Source organism: Weizmannia sp. FSL W8-1119, assembly GCF_038008605.1.
Taxonomy (GTDB): domain Bacteria; phylum Bacillota; class Bacilli; order Bacillales; family Bacillaceae_C; genus Weizmannia; species Weizmannia coagulans.
This window is the reverse complement of sequence record NZ_JBBOZL010000001.1, coordinates 654285-673018: the sequence shown is the minus strand read 5'-3', so window position 1 is coordinate 673018 and position 18734 is coordinate 654285. Positions and strand designations below refer to the sequence as shown.

At 43.4% G+C, this 18734-nt stretch carries 14 protein-coding genes, 2 pseudogenes and 1 riboswitch; of the genes and pseudogenes, 8 read left to right on the top strand and 8 right to left on the bottom strand.

The window, feature by feature from the left end; all coding sequences use genetic code 11:
• Positions 1-169: 169 nt before the first annotated feature.
• Positions 170-2422 (bottom strand): MMPL family transporter, encoded by a 2253-nt coding sequence (locus NSQ19_RS03105; RefSeq protein ID WP_340703164.1) that lies wholly within the window; start codon positions 2420-2422, stop codon positions 170-172.
• Positions 2423-2463: 41 nt separating this feature from the next.
• On the opposite strand from NSQ19_RS03105, the pseudogene NSQ19_RS03100 reads away from it, so the two are divergent.
• A pseudogene (locus tag NSQ19_RS03100) lies at positions 2464-3174 on the top strand (MFS transporter); the annotation flags it as partial.
• A 50-nt stretch (positions 3175-3224) separates the two neighbouring features.
• Here NSQ19_RS03100 and gabP read toward each other — a convergent pair.
• Together gabP and NSQ19_RS03090 are read right to left on the bottom strand one after the other, a co-directional pair.
• Positions 3225-4616, bottom strand: a complete 1392-nt coding sequence (gene gabP, locus NSQ19_RS03095) for a GABA permease (protein WP_340702361.1) — start codon at positions 4614-4616, stop codon at positions 3225-3227.
• A gap of 44 nt (positions 4617-4660) precedes the next feature.
• Entirely contained in the window at positions 4661-5998 is a 1338-nt protein-coding gene (locus tag NSQ19_RS03090) for an aspartate aminotransferase family protein (RefSeq protein ID WP_340702360.1), read from the bottom strand.
• Positions 5999-6756: 758 nt separating this feature from the next.
• Here NSQ19_RS03090 and NSQ19_RS03085 point away from each other — a divergent pair.
• Positions 6757-7593 (top strand): hypothetical protein, encoded by an 837-nt coding sequence (locus NSQ19_RS03085; RefSeq protein WP_340702359.1) that lies wholly within the window; start codon positions 6757-6759, stop codon positions 7591-7593.
• Between the two features lie 849 nt (positions 7594-8442).
• On the opposite strand, the gene NSQ19_RS03080 is transcribed toward NSQ19_RS03085, so the two are convergent.
• Entirely contained in the window at positions 8443-8907 is a 465-nt protein-coding gene (locus NSQ19_RS03080; RefSeq protein ID WP_026684858.1) for a hypothetical protein, read from the bottom strand.
• A 600-nt stretch (positions 8908-9507) separates the two neighbouring features.
• On the opposite strand from NSQ19_RS03080, the gene NSQ19_RS03075 reads away from it, so the two are divergent.
• A complete protein-coding gene (locus tag NSQ19_RS03075; protein ID WP_014095931.1) occupies positions 9508-10944 on the top strand; it encodes an NCS1 family transporter in 1437 nt (478 codons plus the stop codon).
• Complete coding sequence (gene allB, locus NSQ19_RS03070) at positions 10829-12331, top strand: allantoinase AllB (protein ID WP_340702358.1); 1503 nt, start codon at positions 10829-10831, stop codon at positions 12329-12331. The genes NSQ19_RS03075 and allB overlap by 116 nt, the downstream gene beginning before the upstream one ends.
• 124 nt (positions 12332-12455) lie before the next feature.
• On the opposite strand, the gene thiW is transcribed toward allB, so the two are convergent.
• The 4 genes from thiW to NSQ19_RS03050 form a co-directional block, all read right to left on the bottom strand.
• Positions 12456-12974: an energy coupling factor transporter S component ThiW gene (gene thiW, locus NSQ19_RS03065; RefSeq protein ID WP_340702357.1), complete on the bottom strand. Its 519-nt coding sequence runs from the start codon at positions 12972-12974 to the stop codon at positions 12456-12458.
• A gap of 39 nt (positions 12975-13013) precedes the next feature.
• Positions 13014-13805, bottom strand: coding sequence for a thiaminase II (gene tenA / locus NSQ19_RS03060; protein ID WP_326242078.1), 792 nt, complete (start codon positions 13803-13805; stop codon positions 13014-13016).
• Positions 13806-13841: 36 nt separating this feature from the next.
• Positions 13842-13931: riboswitch (TPP riboswitch) on the bottom strand.
• Between the two features lie 32 nt (positions 13932-13963).
• Positions 13964-14155 (bottom strand): helix-turn-helix domain-containing protein, encoded by a 192-nt coding sequence (locus tag NSQ19_RS03055; protein WP_251459829.1) that lies wholly within the window; start codon positions 14153-14155, stop codon positions 13964-13966.
• A gap of 92 nt (positions 14156-14247) precedes the next feature.
• On the bottom strand, positions 14248-15141 hold the full coding sequence (locus tag NSQ19_RS03050) for an alpha/beta hydrolase (protein WP_326242079.1): 894 nt from the start codon (positions 15139-15141) through the stop codon (positions 14248-14250).
• A 1051-nt stretch (positions 15142-16192) separates the two neighbouring features.
• On the opposite strand from NSQ19_RS03050, the gene NSQ19_RS03045 reads away from it, so the two are divergent.
• From NSQ19_RS03045 to NSQ19_RS03030, 4 genes and pseudogenes are all read left to right on the top strand, one after another.
• Positions 16193-16579: a hypothetical protein gene (locus NSQ19_RS03045; protein ID WP_326242080.1), complete on the top strand. Its 387-nt coding sequence runs from the start codon at positions 16193-16195 to the stop codon at positions 16577-16579.
• The gene (locus tag NSQ19_RS03040) at positions 16576-17412 is read left to right on the top strand and encodes a hypothetical protein (protein WP_340702356.1); all 837 of its coding nucleotides are present in this window, start codon (positions 16576-16578) and stop codon (positions 17410-17412) included. Before NSQ19_RS03045 ends, NSQ19_RS03040 begins: the two co-directional genes overlap by 4 nt.
• A complete protein-coding gene (locus NSQ19_RS03035) occupies positions 17385-17663 on the top strand; it encodes a transposase (RefSeq protein WP_340702355.1) in 279 nt (92 codons plus the stop codon). The genes NSQ19_RS03040 and NSQ19_RS03035 overlap by 28 nt, the downstream gene beginning before the upstream one ends.
• Before the next feature lie 226 nt (positions 17664-17889).
• A pseudogene (locus tag NSQ19_RS03030) lies at positions 17890-18656 on the top strand (IS1380 family transposase); the annotation flags it as partial.
• Positions 18657-18734 lie beyond the last annotated feature (78 nt).

Here is an 18734-nt window from a genome sequence, read left to right as displayed (position 1 = left end):
GTATAGAGGAACCCCGGAAATTGATACATGCTAAAATGGCATCTTTCACGAGGGTGGCCAACGTTCACTTTTTTCCGGATTTTACCCGCACCTTCACTTAAGCCTATGTCTCATCCGTGCCAGCAAAAAGCAGCCCTTTTCCAATTTGGATAAGCGGCTGCTTTTTTCATTATCGCTTGGATGATTCTTTCTCCAGCACCAAGTTTTCTTTCTTTTTGTCCGAAAATATTTTTTCCAAGGCTTCCGGCAAGGCGATCATGCCTGGCAGAAAAAATGGCAATAGGATAAAGCAAAGCACGGCAAGGCCGGTAATGACAGCGATCGCCAATTCAGCCAGCAGGAGCATTCCTGAAGGCATCAGGGTGGCAAAGGTGCCGCCTAAAATAATGACAGCAGAAATGATGACACCGCCTGTATGTCTTGAGGCGAGTATAATCGCTTCCCTCGGGTCAAGCAGCGGATATTCCTTATAGCGCATCATCAGGAAGATGCTGTAATCTACACCAAGCGAGACGATAATAATAAAGGAAAAGAACGGCACAAACGAAGAAATGCCTTCATAGCCCAGCATGCCAAGAAAAATAGAGTTGATGACAAACATGGCTGTATAATAGGCACCGACAAAGGATGCCGTAATGAAAACCGGCGGCCAGAAAGACCGGATAACCAGCATGAGCACAAGCAGCACGCTGATGGTCACGATCACGGTCGATTTAGCAAGGTCCCTTGACAGAATATGGTTCATGTCGTTGGTCGTCGCACTTGTGCCGGCTGTCCCGCTGTCCGCTTTTGAAAGCACCGTTCCTTTCAGCCCGGCGGCAGCCGTATTATTGATCTTATCAATGGTATCCAATGATTGATTTGAATAAGGATCGTTGCTCAACACGACAGTCAGTTTCGTCACTTTTCTGTCATCCGACATATACGTCTCCATTGCTTTTTTAAAATCTTTGTTGGCGAGCGCTTCTTTCGGAATATGGAAGGTTTTTTCCGTTTTCAGCTGTGCCAGATAGTCATTTGTTTTGCCAAGGCCGTCTGAAATTTGCTTTAATCCGCGGTTAACATCCGACAGCTTATCGCCGAACTGTTTAAAACCGCTAAGGCCGGAAGCGAGTTGCTGCTGGCCCAATTTCATTTGGCCCAGCCCCTTTGCCACATCGTTCATATTGGTTATAATTTTGCCGATGCCATCAGACGCCTGGCCAAGCCCGGTTTCGGTCTTCTTGAGCCCGTCTGCCATTTGCGAAAGCCCGCCTGCCATCTTGGACAGATTGGCGTTTGCTGTCTTAAACCCGGCTGTCGTCTTGTCGTAATTGCTGTTCAGCGTGTTGATTCCTTCCGGCGTGATTTGCTTGAGGGACGATGAGAGCCGGTCCGTCATTTGCGAAAGCGCCAAATAGTTCCGGTCGCGCTGCACACTTGGCGTACTTTGCCCGAGCGCCGTCACGAGCGTCTGCATTTGTGCAATCGTACTTTTTACACCAAGGAGTGCTTGTGCAGCCTGCTGATAATTTTTGCCCATTTCAGCATAGCCGGCCTGCATTTTCCCGTAATTTGCAGACAATGCGCTGATCCCGCTGCTCATTTGGGAAAGATTTTTTTCAATGGTAGCGATACCGTTTGCCAGTGTTTCCGGCTGGTCGGACCCATTGCCAATGCCGTTTTGGATTTTTTCAAGTCCGGTCGCGAGAGCGCCCATTCCGTTTTCAAGTTTGGCGGTTCCATCTACCATGTCGTTCACTTTGGAAAAATCGGCGGATCCGAGTTTCTCCCGCGCTGTCTTTAATCCGGCATTGATTTGGTCTACACCGTTCTGCGTTTGCGACAAGCCGTCCGTTACCGTAATCATCTGCTTATCGATGTAAAAATCCTCCATTTTCTTTCCTTCAGGCCGCGTAACCGAAGAAACTTTCTCGACACCGTTTATTTTTTCCAGCCTTTGTGCAATATTGTCAATGACAGCCATGGACGCGTTGTTATCCATTGCTTTTCCGTTTTCAATCACAACCTCCGCAGGCATGGACTGCCCTTTCCCGAAATGTTCAGCAACAAGGTTGATTGCTTTGGAAGAAGGGTATTGATTGCCAAGTTCCCCGACCGTATCAAAATTCAGCTTCTCCTGATGGAAGATCAATGCCGGGGCAATGATCAAAAGAATGAGCGTGACTGTAATAATCGGATGTTTTACGGCGATGAAAGAAGCTTTTCCCCAGTACCGGTTCGGCTTATGCCCGCCTGCATTTTTCGACGGCCAGAAAAGCTTTGTACCAAGGACTTTCATGATGAAAGGGGTTAGGGTTAAAATTTCAAGCAAAAGGATCGTTACCCCGATCACCACAACGACACCTGACCGATATATCGGCGATTCGGAAAATATAAGCGCCAGAAATGCGATAAAAACGGTCACAATACTATAGGCGATCGTTTTTCCCGCCGTCCGGTATGTGCGGACAATTGCTTCATCTGTTTGCCCTTGCCTCTGTCATTGCCATTGTAAATGCGGCAGCCATGTTTTCCGGCATGATTTTAACACCTGCCTATGTGCAAAACGTACGGGGCATCTCTCCGCTTGACTCCGGCTTAATGATGCTGCCGGGCGCCATCGCCATGGGGATTATGTCGCCGATCACCGGAAAGCTGTTTGATCAATTCGGCCCGCGCCTGCTGGCTGTCACGGGGCTTTCCATCACAGCTGTTTCCACCTATATGCTGGCGAATTTGCAAATTGACTCAAGCTACACCTATATTATTCTGGTTTACACACTCCGGATGTTCGGGATGTCGATGGTGATGATGCCGATTATGACGAACGGCTTGAATCAATTGCCTTCCCGGCTGAACCCGCACGGAACGGCGGTTAACAATACAGCACAGCAAGTTTCCGGGTCAATCGGAACAGCCGTTTTTGTCACGATCATGAATGCTGTCACAAAATCGAAAGCGGAAGACCTGATGTCCGGGATCAATCCGCTTCACTTTACAGCAGCTGATAAAGCCGCCTTAGGGCAAAAAGCGTTGCTGGCCGGCATCCAATATTCCTTCTACGTCGCGCTCGCCATTAATATTGTCGTATTGATCATGTCCCTTTTTGTGAAACGGGCAGATACATTTAAACCAGGCGCCAAAAAGGAAAACAGAAAGAAACCCTTGCAAACAAAACCGGCTTCAGATTAACAGCTGATGAGTGGCACCGCCTTAAAAAGAGGCGGTGCTTTTTGCTGTGCTTAAGATTTTACGCTTGAATCTTCACTGTCCAGCGGCAGCGTACTTGTTTTTTTAGGATGCAAAAGGAAATACGAGCCGACAACGAGAGCGGCAATAAGCAAAGTCAGCAGTACTTGCGTGCGCAATGAGTCGATAAAGATCATCGCGACTAAAACTGCAACAATGCCCAAAATGGTTACATAGGTTAAATACGGATACAGCCACATTTTCACCTTCAAGGCATCCGGATTCGTTTTTTCCACCGTCCGGCGCATGCGCAAATGGGAAAAGGCAATGACAAGGTAAACCAATAAAGCAATCCCGCCTGAACTGTTTACTAAAAACAAGAATACTTTATCCGGGGAAATATAATTAAAGACGACCCCGACATAAGCGAAAACCGTGCCGCACAAAACGGCATAAACCGGTACCCCGTTTTTATTTAACTTCAGAAAAATTTTCGGGGCATCGCCCGCTTTTGCCATCCCGTACAGCATCCGCGAATTTGTGTATAAACCGGAATTCAAACAGGAAAGGACGGCGGTCAGCACAATGAAATTCATAATCTGGGCCGCTGCCGGAATGCCGACATGTTCAAGAACGGCGACGAACGGGCTTTTCAACAGATTCGCCGAGTTCCACGGAAGCAAGGTGGCTACAACTGCAATCGAACCGACATAAAAGATCAGAATCCGCCAAATGACACTGTTGGTAGCCGTTCTGACTGCCCTTGCCGGTTCGGAGGATTCCCCAGCTGCAACAGCAACAATTTCGGTTCCCATAAAAGAAAAAATGACAACCGTAATGCCCAATAGGACGCTGCCAAAGCCATTCGGCATAAAGCCGCCATGCCCGGTCAAATTGGAAAGCCCCGGGGACTGGACGCCCGGAACGATGCCGAAAATAACGGAGAGGCCGAGCAGCAGGAATAAAACAATAGTGGCCACTTTAATAATTGAAAACCAGTATTCGAATTCGCCGTACGATTTAACGGAGTATACATTGGTGAGCGTCAATAAAACGGTTAATATTAAGCTTAAAAGCCACGACGGCATTTCCGGGAACCAGTATTGAATATTCGCTGCCCCCGCAGTTGCTTCAATCGCAATGACAATGACCCAAAAGAACCAGTACAGCCAGCCAATCGTGTACCCTGCCCAAGGGCCAATGGCTTCACGCGCATAGGTGGAAAACGAACCGCTTGTCGGGTTCACCGATGCCATTTCCCCCAGCATTCTCATAACAAAAATGACAAGTAAACCTGCCAAAGCATACGAAATGACTGCACCCGGGCCGGCCGAATGGATGACGGCGCCGCTTCCCATGAACAAGCCGGCGCCAATGACTCCTCCGATTGAAATCATCGTAATATGGCGAATTTTCAAGTCCTTCTTCAGTTGCTGATTCTCCAAACCCTCTCTCTCCTTTGAAGCACATTTTCTAACAAGAAACGTTTTTACAATTGGAAGATGCTTTCTTTTAAAACCTGTACGATCGTGTGAAAGTCATCATCGGTTATGCTTAACGGCGGGGAAAGCTGCAAGACATTGTTAAATCCCGCAACAGTATCGCCGTTCTTGCCGATTAACAGGCCTTTTTCTTTGCAGGCGCTTATCACTTTGTTCAGTTTTTCGACTGCAGCCGGTTCCTTTGTTTGTTTATTTTCCACGAGCTCAATGCCAATCAGCAATCCTTTTCCGCGGACATCCCCTACATTTGGATGATCCTTCAGGCTTTTTAGCGCTTCTAGCAGCCGTTCACCCAGTAAGCGGGAACGTTCAAACAACGCCTCATTTTCCATTAATTCTAAATTCTTTAAAGCCAGCGCACAGGCTGCAGGATTTCCTCCGAATGTGTTAACATGCCGGAAACGGTCATAATCTTCACTGCCCGCATATGCCTCGTAAATTTCCCTTTTGACAGCAGTCGCTGATAGCGGGAGATAACCGCTCGTAATCCCTTTTGCCATTGTAATGATGTCCGGCTTCACGCCGTAGTGCATAAAACCAAATGCCTTTCCGGTCCGTCCGAATCCGCAGATGACTTCATCACAAATCAGAAGGGCACCGTGCTTTTCGCAAATCTCTTTCACCTTCGCCATATAACCATCAGGCGGCAGTAAAATCCCTCCGCCAGTAATGATCGGTTCCATAATAACACCGGCAATCGTTTCACTTAGCTCCCACGTCATTACACGGTCGATTTCCTTGGCACTTTCAAGCGTTTCCACGTCATCCGGATGCCGGTACGTGTCAGGAGGTGCAACATGAAGAAATCCCTGTCCAAGCGGTTCATACTTATACTTTCTTTGTGCCTGGCCTGTTGCCGCAAGCGCCCCCATCGTATTGCCGTGATACGCGCGATAACGGGAAATAAACTTGTACCGGTCCAGGTCCCCTCTTTGCCGGTGGTATTGGCGGGCAATTTTAAAAGCCGTCTCATTGGCTTCCGAACCGCTGTTAGAGAAGAAAATGACGTAATCCCCGCCAAGCCATTCGTTTAATTTTTCGGCCAGCTGAATGGCAGGCACGTGGCTTTGGGATAACGGATAGTACGGCATCTCAAGAAGCTGCTTGTATGCCGCTTCCGCCAATTCTTTCCGGCCGTAACCGGTATTCACACACCATAACCCGGCCATCCCGTCCAAATAGCGGTTACCCTCAATGTCCGTTACCCAAGCACCTTCCGCTTTTGTGATAATCAAATTGGGCTGCCCGGGACTTGCGGCTCCCCTCATGGCATGCCATAAATATTTTTCATCTGTTTCCTGTAACGTTTTTGTTTGCAAATGCATTCATCCTCCCATCCCCTTGATTAAGTTACACGCTGTCGTCTTTTTTGCGCGTAAAAACAGTGTGCATCCTTCCCCCCATTTCCCGGCCAAAAGCAGCTCAATGGCAATATTCCGACTGCCTTGCTGCTGGCGGGTATGGGCTTCCGTTCTTTTGACGGTGCCATGTTCGCCCTGGCATGGCATTCATCCTGAAAAATGTGCTAGATGACTTTCATTCTTCTTTGCGGAACGAGCACCTACCCACTGCCACACATATCGATTTTTCGCCATCTGCCCAGCCGTACCCCTGTTTCGAAGCCATTTTTGTAAGCGGATTCAGTGAATGGTTTGACAAATGATTCACCTATTCACATTACATTCCGCCAGAGAACCATCCTCCAACCACCCGAACAGAAGAAACCAGTAGCCAGAATTTTGGATATAAAAGGGGTCCCCATGCCCGGAAAATCACAACGGTTGGCTAAACAACACTATGCGCATATTATAGAATGAATTTTTTCGCTTTTCAATACCTTTTTTCTGACCACAGGCAGAAAAGGTTTTATTGCAGCCGTGTCTGCCATTATCTGAAAAAAGGCATTTGTGATGGAATTTGTAACCTATGAGAAAGAAGATAATACCCCATAAAGAAAAACTAATGAGGAACGTGAAACGGATAGAGATTCAAAAAAAATTGTATTTTTTTAATTTTTTATGGAATCGATTTCAAAATGATGTTATAATAAGTGCGTCACATATCAAAAAGGAGGCTAATAGTTATGAAAGTAAAGTTATTTAGAGTAATTGTCCCTGTTGCTTTGTCAATTTCTTTGGTTTCTTTTCCTTCAGTAAACTTTAGCTCAGTTGTTCATGCTGATGAAAAGCCTACCATCGATTCTGTTCCCGAACTTCAAGCAAAGGTTGTTAGTGAACTAAAAAAAGATAATCCTACCACTGATGATCAAGTTGATTCATCCATCGACAAGGTGTATGAAGAAAATACTGTAAATATTGACACGAAAGAGTTTCAGGACAAAGAAATTTTACCTGATATTGATAAGCCATCGGAAGACTTAGGAACAGGCCAAGAAGTAAATTTAGATGATTATGTAGATGAAAATATTGATAATGGAAACTTTGTCGAAGAAACGATAAACGATAATGTTTCGGTAATATTTACAGATGGTCCCGCCTATTTTGTAAATATTACGGAAGAAACACCAACATTAAGTAATACAAACGTATTATATGCAAGGGCCGCCACCAAAAATACCAAAACTATTACACATACTTACACGGCTAAGGGATATGTGCTAGGGCAAACTTTATTTAAAGTAGGTGTAAAAGGCTATTTCTCTTATAACCATTCAAAAGTTACTCCTCATTTTGTGGATGCGTGGTATAGAAGAGGTAATTTATCAATATGGCAAGTTTCTGGGTGGTCACATGGGACGCTTATAAATAGTGCCAATCATGGAGAAGTCTATGGAAAAGGAAATTTTCATTATGGTTCTGAATATCAAGGGATAAGGCTTACTGTTGAAGATGTTTATGTTAAAGTTTATATAAGAGGAGATAAAAACGGAAAGACTTGGTCCGGGCAAACCATTAAATGAAATGATGAATGGAGGTGTGCGGCTTGAAAAGCTTCTTTTTATCTAAAACGTTTATTATTACTTATTTGATTGTCTTAGTTGCATTTGCATCACAAATAATGTCTCCAGCTATAAATGTTAATTATATTGCCTTGATCTTTGGATCTTTTGTGATCGCTGCAGTAATCACATTTATAATAAAAGCATTCATCAAATTAATAGATGTAATCACGAAAAAAACATCTTAAAAAAGCTCCTATATAAATGAACAAAATATCGCGGCTCCGTTGCCTGCTGAATAAAGTAGGCCTCATGCAAATTGTTGCTCATGCTTGATGAAAAACTTAAGTTTATTTTATATAATAGGGGCTTTTTCTTAACACCGTTGTTTTCATTTTAAACATTCGCATGAGTAGGCACCATCAGCAACTCGGCTTTCTACATTAAAAGAAAGCTCTTTTCGCGGCTACAAGAAGAGCTTTCTTCCATTTTTAAATTTTTCATTTTAAGTGATTTGAAGCGTCCCACAGCATTTTTAGCAGTAAATCCGTTCATACGGATCCATTCATCCGCTTTAGTGTGTTTCCTTTTAAAATGGCAGCCATGGAGGTCCGGACCATTTACACTTATCTCATCTCTAAAATTCCCCAAACCAATTGGTTATTTATTTCCAGCAGGATTTGCATTTTTCTTTTTGAACAATTATAGCGGCTATCCCCCACTAAATCAAAGATCTAGAAAGGGACTGCGCTGCTATTAATTGTTCAATTTTGATTACTTATTCGTAACGAAAAGTAACTAGAGTTTGCCGGACGAATCAGCTTTTGGCCTGTTCTGACTCGTCCAGCAAGCTCGTCCAGATTATTGCTTTTAATACTCGCCTTTTATGACAAAAAATGACCCCCGTATGGTGCCGGCCAGTTTTGACTTTTGTCTGGCAAATTTAAATTTCCCTTCTAATTCCTTTGGTACTTCCATCCCCTCAGAAAGTTTAAAACCAACCGCCCGCTTCTTCGGATCATCTATGGAATACATTACATTGACAACGAGGCCATCCTCGTAAAAGACGTAAGCAAATTGGATATTTTCCACTTGAAAACGCGAAGTTTCCAATGGCTTGGCTGCAAATTCAATGCCGCGTTCTTCTTTCAAAATCCTATTCACATATTCTAGGGTCTCTCCGCTTTCTGCAGCTGGCAAAACAGTAAATACGTGTTTGTATTTATTCATAAAATAGCGCGCCTCATTCGCACGCAAACCGGCTAGCGCCTTCGCAACAGGTGAAGACTCTAGACCAACATCAGACACATTTTTGAAATCAACGATATAGGACATGCGCAACGCTCCTTTTCCTAAATGGATTTGATGTAAACACAACAATATATAAAAACCATTCTATACTTAACCGCTTACAATATTTGTCCTCGCTCACCAGAAATGATCACTGATATTTTTGGGCTCTCACCTAGCATTTCTATTATAACAAAATTGGTAGCACTGAATGGGGAAATTGCTGAGGCGAGTTTTCGGTGCAAAACATCCATACAAATCCGGCCGTGACCATTTTTGCTAAAAAATCCTGGTTGAATCATGTGCAGAATCTGCTGTTTTTACATTTCCTACAGCAGCGATTATTTGGATAAAGGATGTCTCCTCAAACCCAAGCTTTTGTTTTCACCAAGAAAAAATCTTTCAGCTCTCCCTCCTATTCATGTTAAGTTACCTTACATAAAAAACAAGGAAAACACCAACACTGGTTCTACTTTATCTATTTTGAATAATAAATAGATAAAGAATTGTGCAAAATCGCTAATGAAAAATCGTTTATCCTTTGCTATATTAAAAATACAGATGACATTATATGTGATATTAAATGACATCAAAAGAAACATCCCAAATTCACTACCGTAAATTTATTGAAAAGGAGCTGAAGCAATGGCTACTCAATTGGAAAGTGCTTATCCGCAACCGCAGAAGAAGGCGAGTATGGATCCCTCCCTGATCCCGAAAACAGATGCAGACAGAACAGTTGGCCCTTTGAATTATATTTTTATGTGGATTGGGGACGGGGTCAATATTGGAAATATTACGCTTGGTGCAAGTCTGATTGTGGCCGGGATGGCGACATTAAACATTTACCAAACTTTTGCTGCGGCATTGATCGCCATCAGTATTATTTCAACCATCTTTTCATTGAACGACAGATTAGGCTACAAAACAGGCATTCCGTACGTTGTCCAGCTGAGAATGTCCTTCGGCGTAAAGGGTTCGATATTCACATCGCTTTGCCGCGGTATACCTGCCATTGTTTGGTACGGATACCAAAGCTGGATTGGCGGCACGGCTTTAAATGAAATGGCCAAAATTGCAACGGGCGGAGCTTTTGACAATGCGGCTGTTTGCTTTATCGTGCTCCAATTGTTTCAAATTGCGCTCTCCCTCTATGGCTTTCATGCGATTAAGTGGGTGGAGGCCCTGACTTCAGTCGTGATTTTAGCTGCACTTTTCTATGTGTTCAGCATTCTTCTCACATCCCATAGCGCCACGATTGCAAACAAATGGGTGCATGCAAAAGGAACGTGGGGGCTGCCATTCTTTGCTTTTATCATGACGTTTATGGGCAATTATGCCGCCATCTTTTTAAGTGCAGCGGATTATTCAAGAGAATTGAAAGCCGGGATCAGCCATACAAAAAGAAGGTTATTGTATTTTATTCCGATCTTTATCGCATACGGGTTTGCTTTAACGATGGGGGCCATGCTTGCTTCTGCTACCGGTATTACAAATCCTGTAAAGGCCTTTTCGGTGGTGGTCGATAATCCTTATATTACATTTTTCGTGTCTGCGTTTATCGTGATCGGGACCGTTTCGGTGAATATGGTTGCCAATATTATTCCGCCAACTTACGTCATTACATTGCTTACGAAATTAAAGTATAAGTATGCTGTCACCATTACAGGGCTGCTTGCTTTTGCATCTTTTCCATGGGTGCTTGTCCGGGATTCTTCAGCAAAGGGGCTCGACATTTTCATTCTGGCTTACTCGGCGTTTTTAGGTCCGATTGTAGCCATTCTATTGATTGAGTACTACATCTTCCGAAAACAAAAGGTAAATATCGCCGACTTGTACGCGGAAGACGGGCCTTATTCCGGCTATAACCCTGCGGCTGTCATTTCATTAGTAATTGGCGCGGCTGCCGCACTTGCAAAAGTGGAACTGGCATGGATCATCGGCTTTGTTGCGGCTGGTTTAGCCTATGTCATTCTGTCAAAATACGCATTTCCATTTTCAAAATTTAAAAAGGATACAATTTTTCAAAATACAGTCGTTCTCGAACCAAATCACAGGGAGGGGATTCACAACGAAATATGATACGCTCATTAAAAATGGAAAAGTCGTTTTTAGAAACAGCGTTAAAATTGCTGATCTTGCCATCCAAAATGGAAAAATTGCTGTAATTGCGGATAAAATTGAGGAAACGGCAGAACAAGTTTATGACGCTTCAGACCAATATGTGATGCCGGGAATGGTCGATATCCATGTGCATATGTGCGAACCGGGGCGGACGGAATGGGAAGGATTTGAAACCGGAACAAAGGCGCTTGCCGCCGGGGGAACGACAACCTATGTAGATATGCCTTTAAATGCGCTGCCTGCCACGACAACAAAAGATGCTTTAGAAAAAAAGCTTGCCGCTGCCGCCGGCAAAAACTATGTGGACTACGCTTTTTACGGCGGATTAGTCCCAGGTAATCTCGATCAGTTAAAAGAACTTTCCGATTGCGGTGTTGTTGCTTATAAATGTTTTATGGCCAGCTGCGGAACCGATTTGCCGGGAGACTTTAAAAATGTAGATGATTACACGCTTTATGCGGGGATGAAAAAATTAGCCGAGCTGGGACATATTTTATTGATTCATGCAGAGAATGCCGCCATTACCGATGGGTTAGCAGAGGAGATGATCAAACAAGGGAAAACAAGTCCGGCTGATTATGTTGCAACACGGCCGGTATTTACAGAAGTGGATGCCATCAAGCGGGCGCTGTATTTTGCGAAACAAACCGGGTGCAAACTGCACTTTGTCCATGTCAGCAGTGCGGAAGGGGTGGAAGAAATTACGAAAGCGCGGAACGAAGGACAGGATGTCACGCTTGAGTCATGCCCCCATTACTTTACAATCGCAACAGCCCAATTTGCGGAAATCGGCCCGCTTGCAAAATGTTCCCCGCCTTTACGCAGCGAAGCGGAGCAGGAAAAACTTTGGGAAGTATTGAAACAAGGAAAAATCGATATGCTGACATCCGACCATTCCCCTTGCCCGCCTGTAATGAAGGACAGCGAAACCGGAAATATTTTTGAGGTATGGGGCGGCATAACCGGGTGCCAGAATAATGTCGATTTGATGTTCGATGAGGCTGTCAAAAAGCGCAATATTCCCATTACGCAATTTACGCGCATGATTGCAACCAACCCTGCCGAACGTTTTGGCTTAAAATCGAAAGGGGAAATTGCGCTCGCAAAAGATGCGGATCTCCTCTTTCTCGATCCCGACCGGCCATACACGGTAAGTGCGGAAGACCTCTATTACCGCCATAAGCACAGCCCGTATATCGGCAGAAAAATTGATTGCCGGGTTACGAAAACTTTTGTAAGAGGACAGCTCGTATTTGATCTGGATGGCGGTGGTATCAAGGGTGAGCCGGTTGGCAAATGGATCCGGCCAGCGAAGGTTTCAGACTATGCCGGAGTGCCGTCATAATGCCAACAGCATCAGGCTCTGCTTTCAAGAGCCTGATTTTGCTGGCATAAATTTTGGCCGGTTATCAATAGCTGGCATCCTGTATGCGCCGTGGCAATGCCTTCATTCCTCCCCGGTGTTTCGCTCAAAACTTACGGTTGCTTACGGTATGATTGATCATCCTGCCCCATCCTTTATTTTTTTGTAAAACTTTTATCAAAACATAGCCAAAAATGGCCCCTGCAAAAGAACTTAAAAAGAAGGCAGGGATAAATCCGAAAAGCGTTGATGTTTGGCCGAGCAGAAAAACAGCAATGGGATAACATGCCAAGGCACCGAGAATGCCCGTCCCCATGACCTCCCCGACAAAGGCAAAAATGAGCTTATTCGTCTTCGCGTAAAGATAAGCTGCCAAAAACGTGCCGATCATGCTTCCCGGAAAGGCAAAAATACTCCCTGTCCCAAGCAAGTTACGTAAAAGCGAGGATATAAAGGCTTGCGCAACCGCATAACCGGGGCCGAGCAAAACAGCCGAGAGTATATTGGCAAAATGCTGTACCGGAAAAATTTTTGCAAAACCGACCGGGATATAAATCAAGCTGCTGGATGCAGTCGTTACAGCCGCAATAACTGCAGTTGCTGTTATTTTTTGTGTTTTTCTCATTAGAACCAAACTTCCCTCCTTTTTAGTTGCGAATGAAAATCAGACCGGCCAGTCTTGTTTTTTATCGTTCATATCCCAAAATAAGTATTCATACTTTGAGGCCATTTGAAAATGGCGTTCTAAGGCCATCAGTTCCGTTTCTGATTTTCCGCTTGCCAGTTGGTCCATTAAGTCAATTAACCACTGCGTTCCGGAGCCGAACGTTTCTGAAGAATAGGTTTCGATCCATTTCTTGTAAGGATTGGCCTCCAATGTGTCTCGATGATTTACTTTTAGCAGTTTCCCAATTTCCCAATAATCCCAGGCACACGGCAACAAGCAGGCAACAAGTTCAGCCAAGCTTCCATTGGCGGCCACTTGCAGCATATAACTCGTGTAAGCAAGGTTAACCGGCGTTGGTTGGGTTGCTTCTAAATCCGTGCGTGTAATGCCAAACTCGGCAGCGTATTGGCGGTGCAGTTCCATCTCAAAATGCAACGATTCATGGAGCACCGCAGCAAATCTCGTCATCATGCCGAGGTTACCCGCTTTCACAACACCCATGGCAAACAGTTTTGCGTACTCAACTAAATATACGTAATCCTGCTTTAAATAATAGATAAATTTATCTCTTTCTAAAGTTCCGTTCCCCAGTCCCACGACAAAAGGATGGTTATGGTTTTTCTCCCAAATCGGTTGGACATTTTGATATAGCCTTTCTGTAAAAGATCGTTTCAACAATGATTCCTCCTTGTTTACCGGGAAACCGATTGCGGTTTGCAGGCTGGTTTCTCCCTTTGCCCCGAGCGATGGCCAGAGGCGGCTCCTCAAAATAAAAAACCCGCCCTCCATCGGAAAGCGGGTGTATCAATTACAAATCATCAGGTGTAATTTCATCACCTACTTCCCTTCGCTAGTACGAACTAGATCAGGTTCAAAGGGTACTTCTCAGCCAACCCGGCGCCCCTAGTAGACTATTGTGAATATTCATTTTCATTACTCTTACCATATCATAGTCCCGAATTTTGTGCAACAGCAAATTTATTGCCCGTAAAATATGGAAAAAAGCACAGGATGTTACCCCAAATGCTACCCGTACCATGCTTCAGTTCCCGAGATACGGTATTTTTTTTACAGCCAACCACATCAGCGATTACTTGTATGGATTTTCCTTCTGCACGAAGGGTGGAAATCTTCACCATGGATAAACCTCCGTATTGATTGCGTTTTCATCGTAAACGGTTTATCATGCTCTTTTTTTCATTTATTTAGCTTGTTGCATTTGATTATACAACTAGCCTTTTGTAAGTTTATCAAAAAAACCTATATAATCTACTATTGAATTTTCAAAATAATCACCTAAATAAATATCGAAATGTCCACAGTCATACTCTTTTATCGTTGCTTTCTTGGAGCGTTTTGCACACTTTATGGTTGCCCAAGCAGGTGCTAATGTATCTTTCCGACAAACCGCATAAAATATCGGTATTCCTATATTTTTAGTGTATCTACTAGGCGAATATTTAAAGAATTCTAAAACTGTTCTTGCGGGGGCTTTATTCACAAACTTTAAATTTTCAGGCATCAACTTAAAAACCTTTTCGTAGTCAGAAACAGCCATCATCGCTACTTTCCCCGGCGCATCCACCAATTTAATCATGACCGGATGATACCCGATAATAGAAGATAAAACGTCGGCTATGGCAAAGGGGAATATTTTTAGGGCAGATAGCGGTGAGATCGTTTTCATTGTAGCTAAGGTATTTGTATATGGACACTGTGCCACGGTTGCAAGAATATCTATTCGATAAGCTGATAGGGTTATAACGTGTCCCCCACTAAACGAACTTCCAAACAGGAGTATTTTACTATCATCAATCCTATCATTCTTTTTGATGAAATCAATGGCAGAGTTCCAATCTGCAAGTTGTTCTTTTACATTTATCCGTTGTCTTTTATTTCCGTCACTTGCTCCATGGTTACGATAATCAAATAAAAAGCAGGCATACCCGGCAGCAGCAAACCTTTCAGCATATGCGTCCAACCGCATTTCACGCACTCCACCCAAGCCATGAGCCATTACAATTACCGGGCATCTTTTATCTACATTGGGTAGATATAGCCACGCGCTACACCTTGTTCCATTTGAATAAAAGTCAATATCTTCTCGTCGAAATTGATTGTTCATTTTTCTCCCTTCTCCCGCTTCAGGCGAGCACAAACATTGCACGAAATAGAATTGACATATACGTATAAAAATGGCTCCACAGTGAACTACTTCCACTTCGACGGGTCACTCGAAGTAGGGGCTTCTCGACTTATCGTTACTTTTACGAGCTAACGAAAGCTGACCAAGTGAACTCTCTTGTTCCAAGAGTTTATGTTTCATACTAACCCCAATAAGCGTATGCCTTCTTGTTTGATATTGATTACGAATTATCGACACGGTCTGCTCTATAACCACACGAAGAACAACGATAGATAGAGGCGGTTCCTCAAAATAAAAAAACCGCCCTAATCGGAAAGCGGATGTATAAATTACAAATCATCAAGTGTCATTTCATCACCTACTTCCCTTCGCACGTACATACTAGATCAGGTTAGAAAGGTACTTCTCTCAACCAACTCGATGTACCTAACAGATTTTTGTGAATATTCATTTTCATTAACCTTACCCTATCATAGTCCAATATTTTGTGCAAGAAGATTTATTATCCGTCTTTTAAGTTTTTAAATATGGAAACAAAGCTTAAGGAATGTTGACTCGAATGCTGCCCAAGCAGGAAGAATATACTTGCATTTTTCTGTTTCTCAATAACTCTTTTAAATGTTGTGGGGGGGCTTAATGTTGGTTTGGTTATGATCAGACTACAATTTCATCTTTCCCAAAGAGCCTTTGCCAAAATGCTATACCCCCTGAAGCAGTAGGCAGTCAGACAATTAAAGATCGTGGATTTATTCCACTAAAGAAAACGGATATTGGTAAGAAAATTATGACAAATATAAAAAAAGAAATGGCGAGTTTTGATTTCAATGGATAAATTCGCTTATTACCAACATCTAAATTTTTTAATTTCGGTCAGTTTTAGACTAGTTTTAATAGATTAGGCTACTCATTCCCATGGTAAATATTGTAAGACGGAAAAGAATGATTATTTTTGAAAAAAAAGAGCCATGAAAGCCACTCCTTTGGTAAGATAAAGTATGACCCAATATCCTAGTATCCAAGGAGTGATTTCATGACTGTTTCTAGTCTAACACAAACCAGAGATTTATCAATACAAAAAAATTTGATTCCCCACAATTGGCAAGACTATGCTGATATACCCTTTGTCATTCCAGCCGTGTGTTTTCCATGGGAGATTTTTAAACCGGTTGAACGAGATTACTATACCCTTTTATACTTGCACTTAAAAAATGAAAGAGCACATGATCATTCTGATGAAATCCAGCCAGCACTATTTTCAATACCCGAGGAAGAAGATAAGTCTGCGTCTCTATTATTTCATCCCTCTCCCGCAGGGAGAAAACCGCATCCTTTCATGCCCTTTTTTCGTGCTTTTGAACTGGCCCCTTTACAATATATTGAAGTGATGGTTGAGAGTGTCTATTTTATTTACAAGTGAAATCAAACCCGCTATTTGCCGCCATGTGTGGATTTACGGAGAAAATTCCGAGTTACCGTTCCTTTGCTCGCTTTGATCAAATCATGACAACAAATGATCTTTGGGAAAAAGCCCGGCTATTAGTGGTTGAATATAATAAAGGGGAAGGCGTGGTTGAAACGGTTGAGGAAGCAGCCGCCGTGGATACATCACATATAGAGGCAGAAGCAACGTTGAATAAAACAAGAAAGACGTGTTCTTGCGAAGGGGATTGCGATTTCCCTGGAATCCTTACGGATGATAACGCGGGGGTGATGCGTAAAAGTACTGCAGTCTCCTATATCGCGCATAAATTATCAATGGTATGCGGGGTGAAATCCGGCTTGCCTTTGACGCGGGAAGTATTCAAAGGAAATACACCTGATGGGAAAACATTAGAAACGACATTGGAGACGTTTAAGGCGGAGAACCCCGAAATGGTTGAGCAGTTAGACTTTATCTTGGCAGATGGAATCTACCAAACGCCGGAAAATCAAAAAGTGACAAAGGACGTATTACAGGCGAAATTGGTGTCACCCATCAACCCACGGAATCGTAAAGATAAACCAACTGCCGCCCGGGGAATTGAAAAAATCAATCGGTACGGCATCCCCGTCTGTATCAGTGAACATAAAATGGAACTTAGGGGATCTGATCGGGAAAAGGGGCAATATATTTACACTTGTCCTGTATTTCATCCAAATGCCAAGCAAGAAGGACTCACCTGCCCACTGGCGAATTATATGGAATGTTGTAATGGAGCAGCACAAAAGGAAGAGTATTTCGGATGGACTTTGATCAAGCGCCTCAAGTAGACGTCGAGTTACCCCAACATGGGCGGAAATTTAAAGTGTTATATAGTGCCAGAACGATCATCGAACGAATCTTTGGCATTCTAAAAGACGGATATAGTCTCCGTCGTGTTCACAAGCGTGGAAAACAGGCAGTTGAAGCGCATGTAGATCGATGCATGATATCTATGCATATCATGGCAAATATGGCGTACCATCAAACAGGAAAGGCCAATTGTGGATGGACACGCCATCGACTACAAAGAGCAAATTAAGTTATTAACAGGTGGATATGTGAATAAGTCCAATGAAGCGTCTCCTTTCCACAAAGGGCATTGAAAAACCCATTTTGTGAAGGCAGGATACGTATGCCCTTTTTTGGAGAAAAATGCCCATTTTATTTCTGCTGAATTTGAATACCTGGAAGAAAAGAAAAAAACAGGATCATTAATTCTCTAGAGCCTCGTTCAAGGGTAATTTTTTATTTTGGCAGAGGCTCTTAGAGAATTCGATGAGAAAATTGGTTTTTCGAAAACGATCGCTCAATTTCTTCATTTAAAAGACGAAAAACATTACTTCTTCCATTCAAATGAGGATTTACTGCGCCAAAAGATTTATCAAATCATAGCTGGGTATTTCGAAGATGACGCAGCCGATCAATTGACAAATGATCCTGTTTTGACAAAAGTCGTGGGAAAATATGCATTAGCTTCCCAACCTAGTTTATCTCGCTTTTTTTCACGATTTGATGCTGAATCGATCGCTCAATTAAATCAAGCCAATCAGGAACTTTTAGACAAAGTACATCAATTCAGAGAATCAAGGCTCTTATCATAGACTTGGATTAAACACATGCTAACACGTACGGAAAGCAAGAATCTGCAGCTTACAATTCACATTATGGTACCGTCGGTTTCCATCCATTAGTTGCTTTCGACGGTATAACGGGTGATTTCCTAAAAGCCCAACTGAGGCCGGGAAATGTATATACTTCGAATGGGGTTGTGAAATTTGTGAAACATCTTATTGAACATTATAACGAGAAATTTCCTGAAACGCTCCCCTTCTTACGGGGGGATAGTGGTTTTGCTGTCCCAGCTTTGTATGAACTATGTGAAAAGCAGTCGGTCTATTACGTGATTCGTTTGAAGTCAAATGCCAATTTGCAACGTCTCGCCGATGAGCTGCATCCCGCCTCTACACCAACTGATACAACGAAATCAGAATGTTATTACGAGGAAAGCGAGTATCAAGCAAAGTCATGGTCTTCGGGTGCTCGTACACCCTTTCTTCCTGGTGGTTCGTTTCCAAATTGACACACAGCCCGTCGCATTCCACTGGAAAAC

Bases quoted from the DNA above. Each gene is read 5' to 3' on its own strand.
- NSQ19_RS03045 (WP_326242080.1), top strand. From the start codon at position 16,193: ATGACTGTTTCTAGTCTAACACAAACCAGAGATTTATCAATACAAAAA.
- NSQ19_RS03090 (WP_340702360.1), bottom strand. From the start codon at position 5,998: ATGCATTTGCAAACAAAAACGTTACAGGAAACAGATGAAAAATATTTA.
- thiW (WP_340702357.1), bottom strand. From the start codon at position 12,974: ATGAGAAAAACACAAAAAATAACAGCAACTGCAGTTATTGCGGCTGTA.
- NSQ19_RS03055 (WP_251459829.1), bottom strand. From the start codon at position 14,155: ATGGTGAAGATTTCCACCCTTCGTGCAGAAGGAAAATCCATACAAGTA.
- NSQ19_RS03085 (WP_340702359.1), top strand. From the start codon at position 6,757: ATGAAAGTAAAGTTATTTAGAGTAATTGTCCCTGTTGCTTTGTCAATT.
- NSQ19_RS03080 (WP_026684858.1), bottom strand. From the start codon at position 8,907: ATGTCCTATATCGTTGATTTCAAAAATGTGTCTGATGTTGGTCTAGAG.
- tenA (WP_326242078.1), bottom strand. From the start codon at position 13,805: ATGGAGGGCGGGTTTTTTATTTTGAGGAGCCGCCTCTGGCCATCGCTC.
- NSQ19_RS03050 (WP_326242079.1), bottom strand. From the start codon at position 15,141: ATGAACAATCAATTTCGACGAGAAGATATTGACTTTTATTCAAATGGA.
- NSQ19_RS03035 (WP_340702355.1), top strand. From the start codon at position 17,385: ATGGACTTTGATCAAGCGCCTCAAGTAGACGTCGAGTTACCCCAACAT.
- allB (WP_340702358.1), top strand. From the start codon at position 10,829: ATGTCATTCTGTCAAAATACGCATTTCCATTTTCAAAATTTAAAAAGG.
- NSQ19_RS03075 (WP_014095931.1), top strand. From the start codon at position 9,508: ATGGCTACTCAATTGGAAAGTGCTTATCCGCAACCGCAGAAGAAGGCG.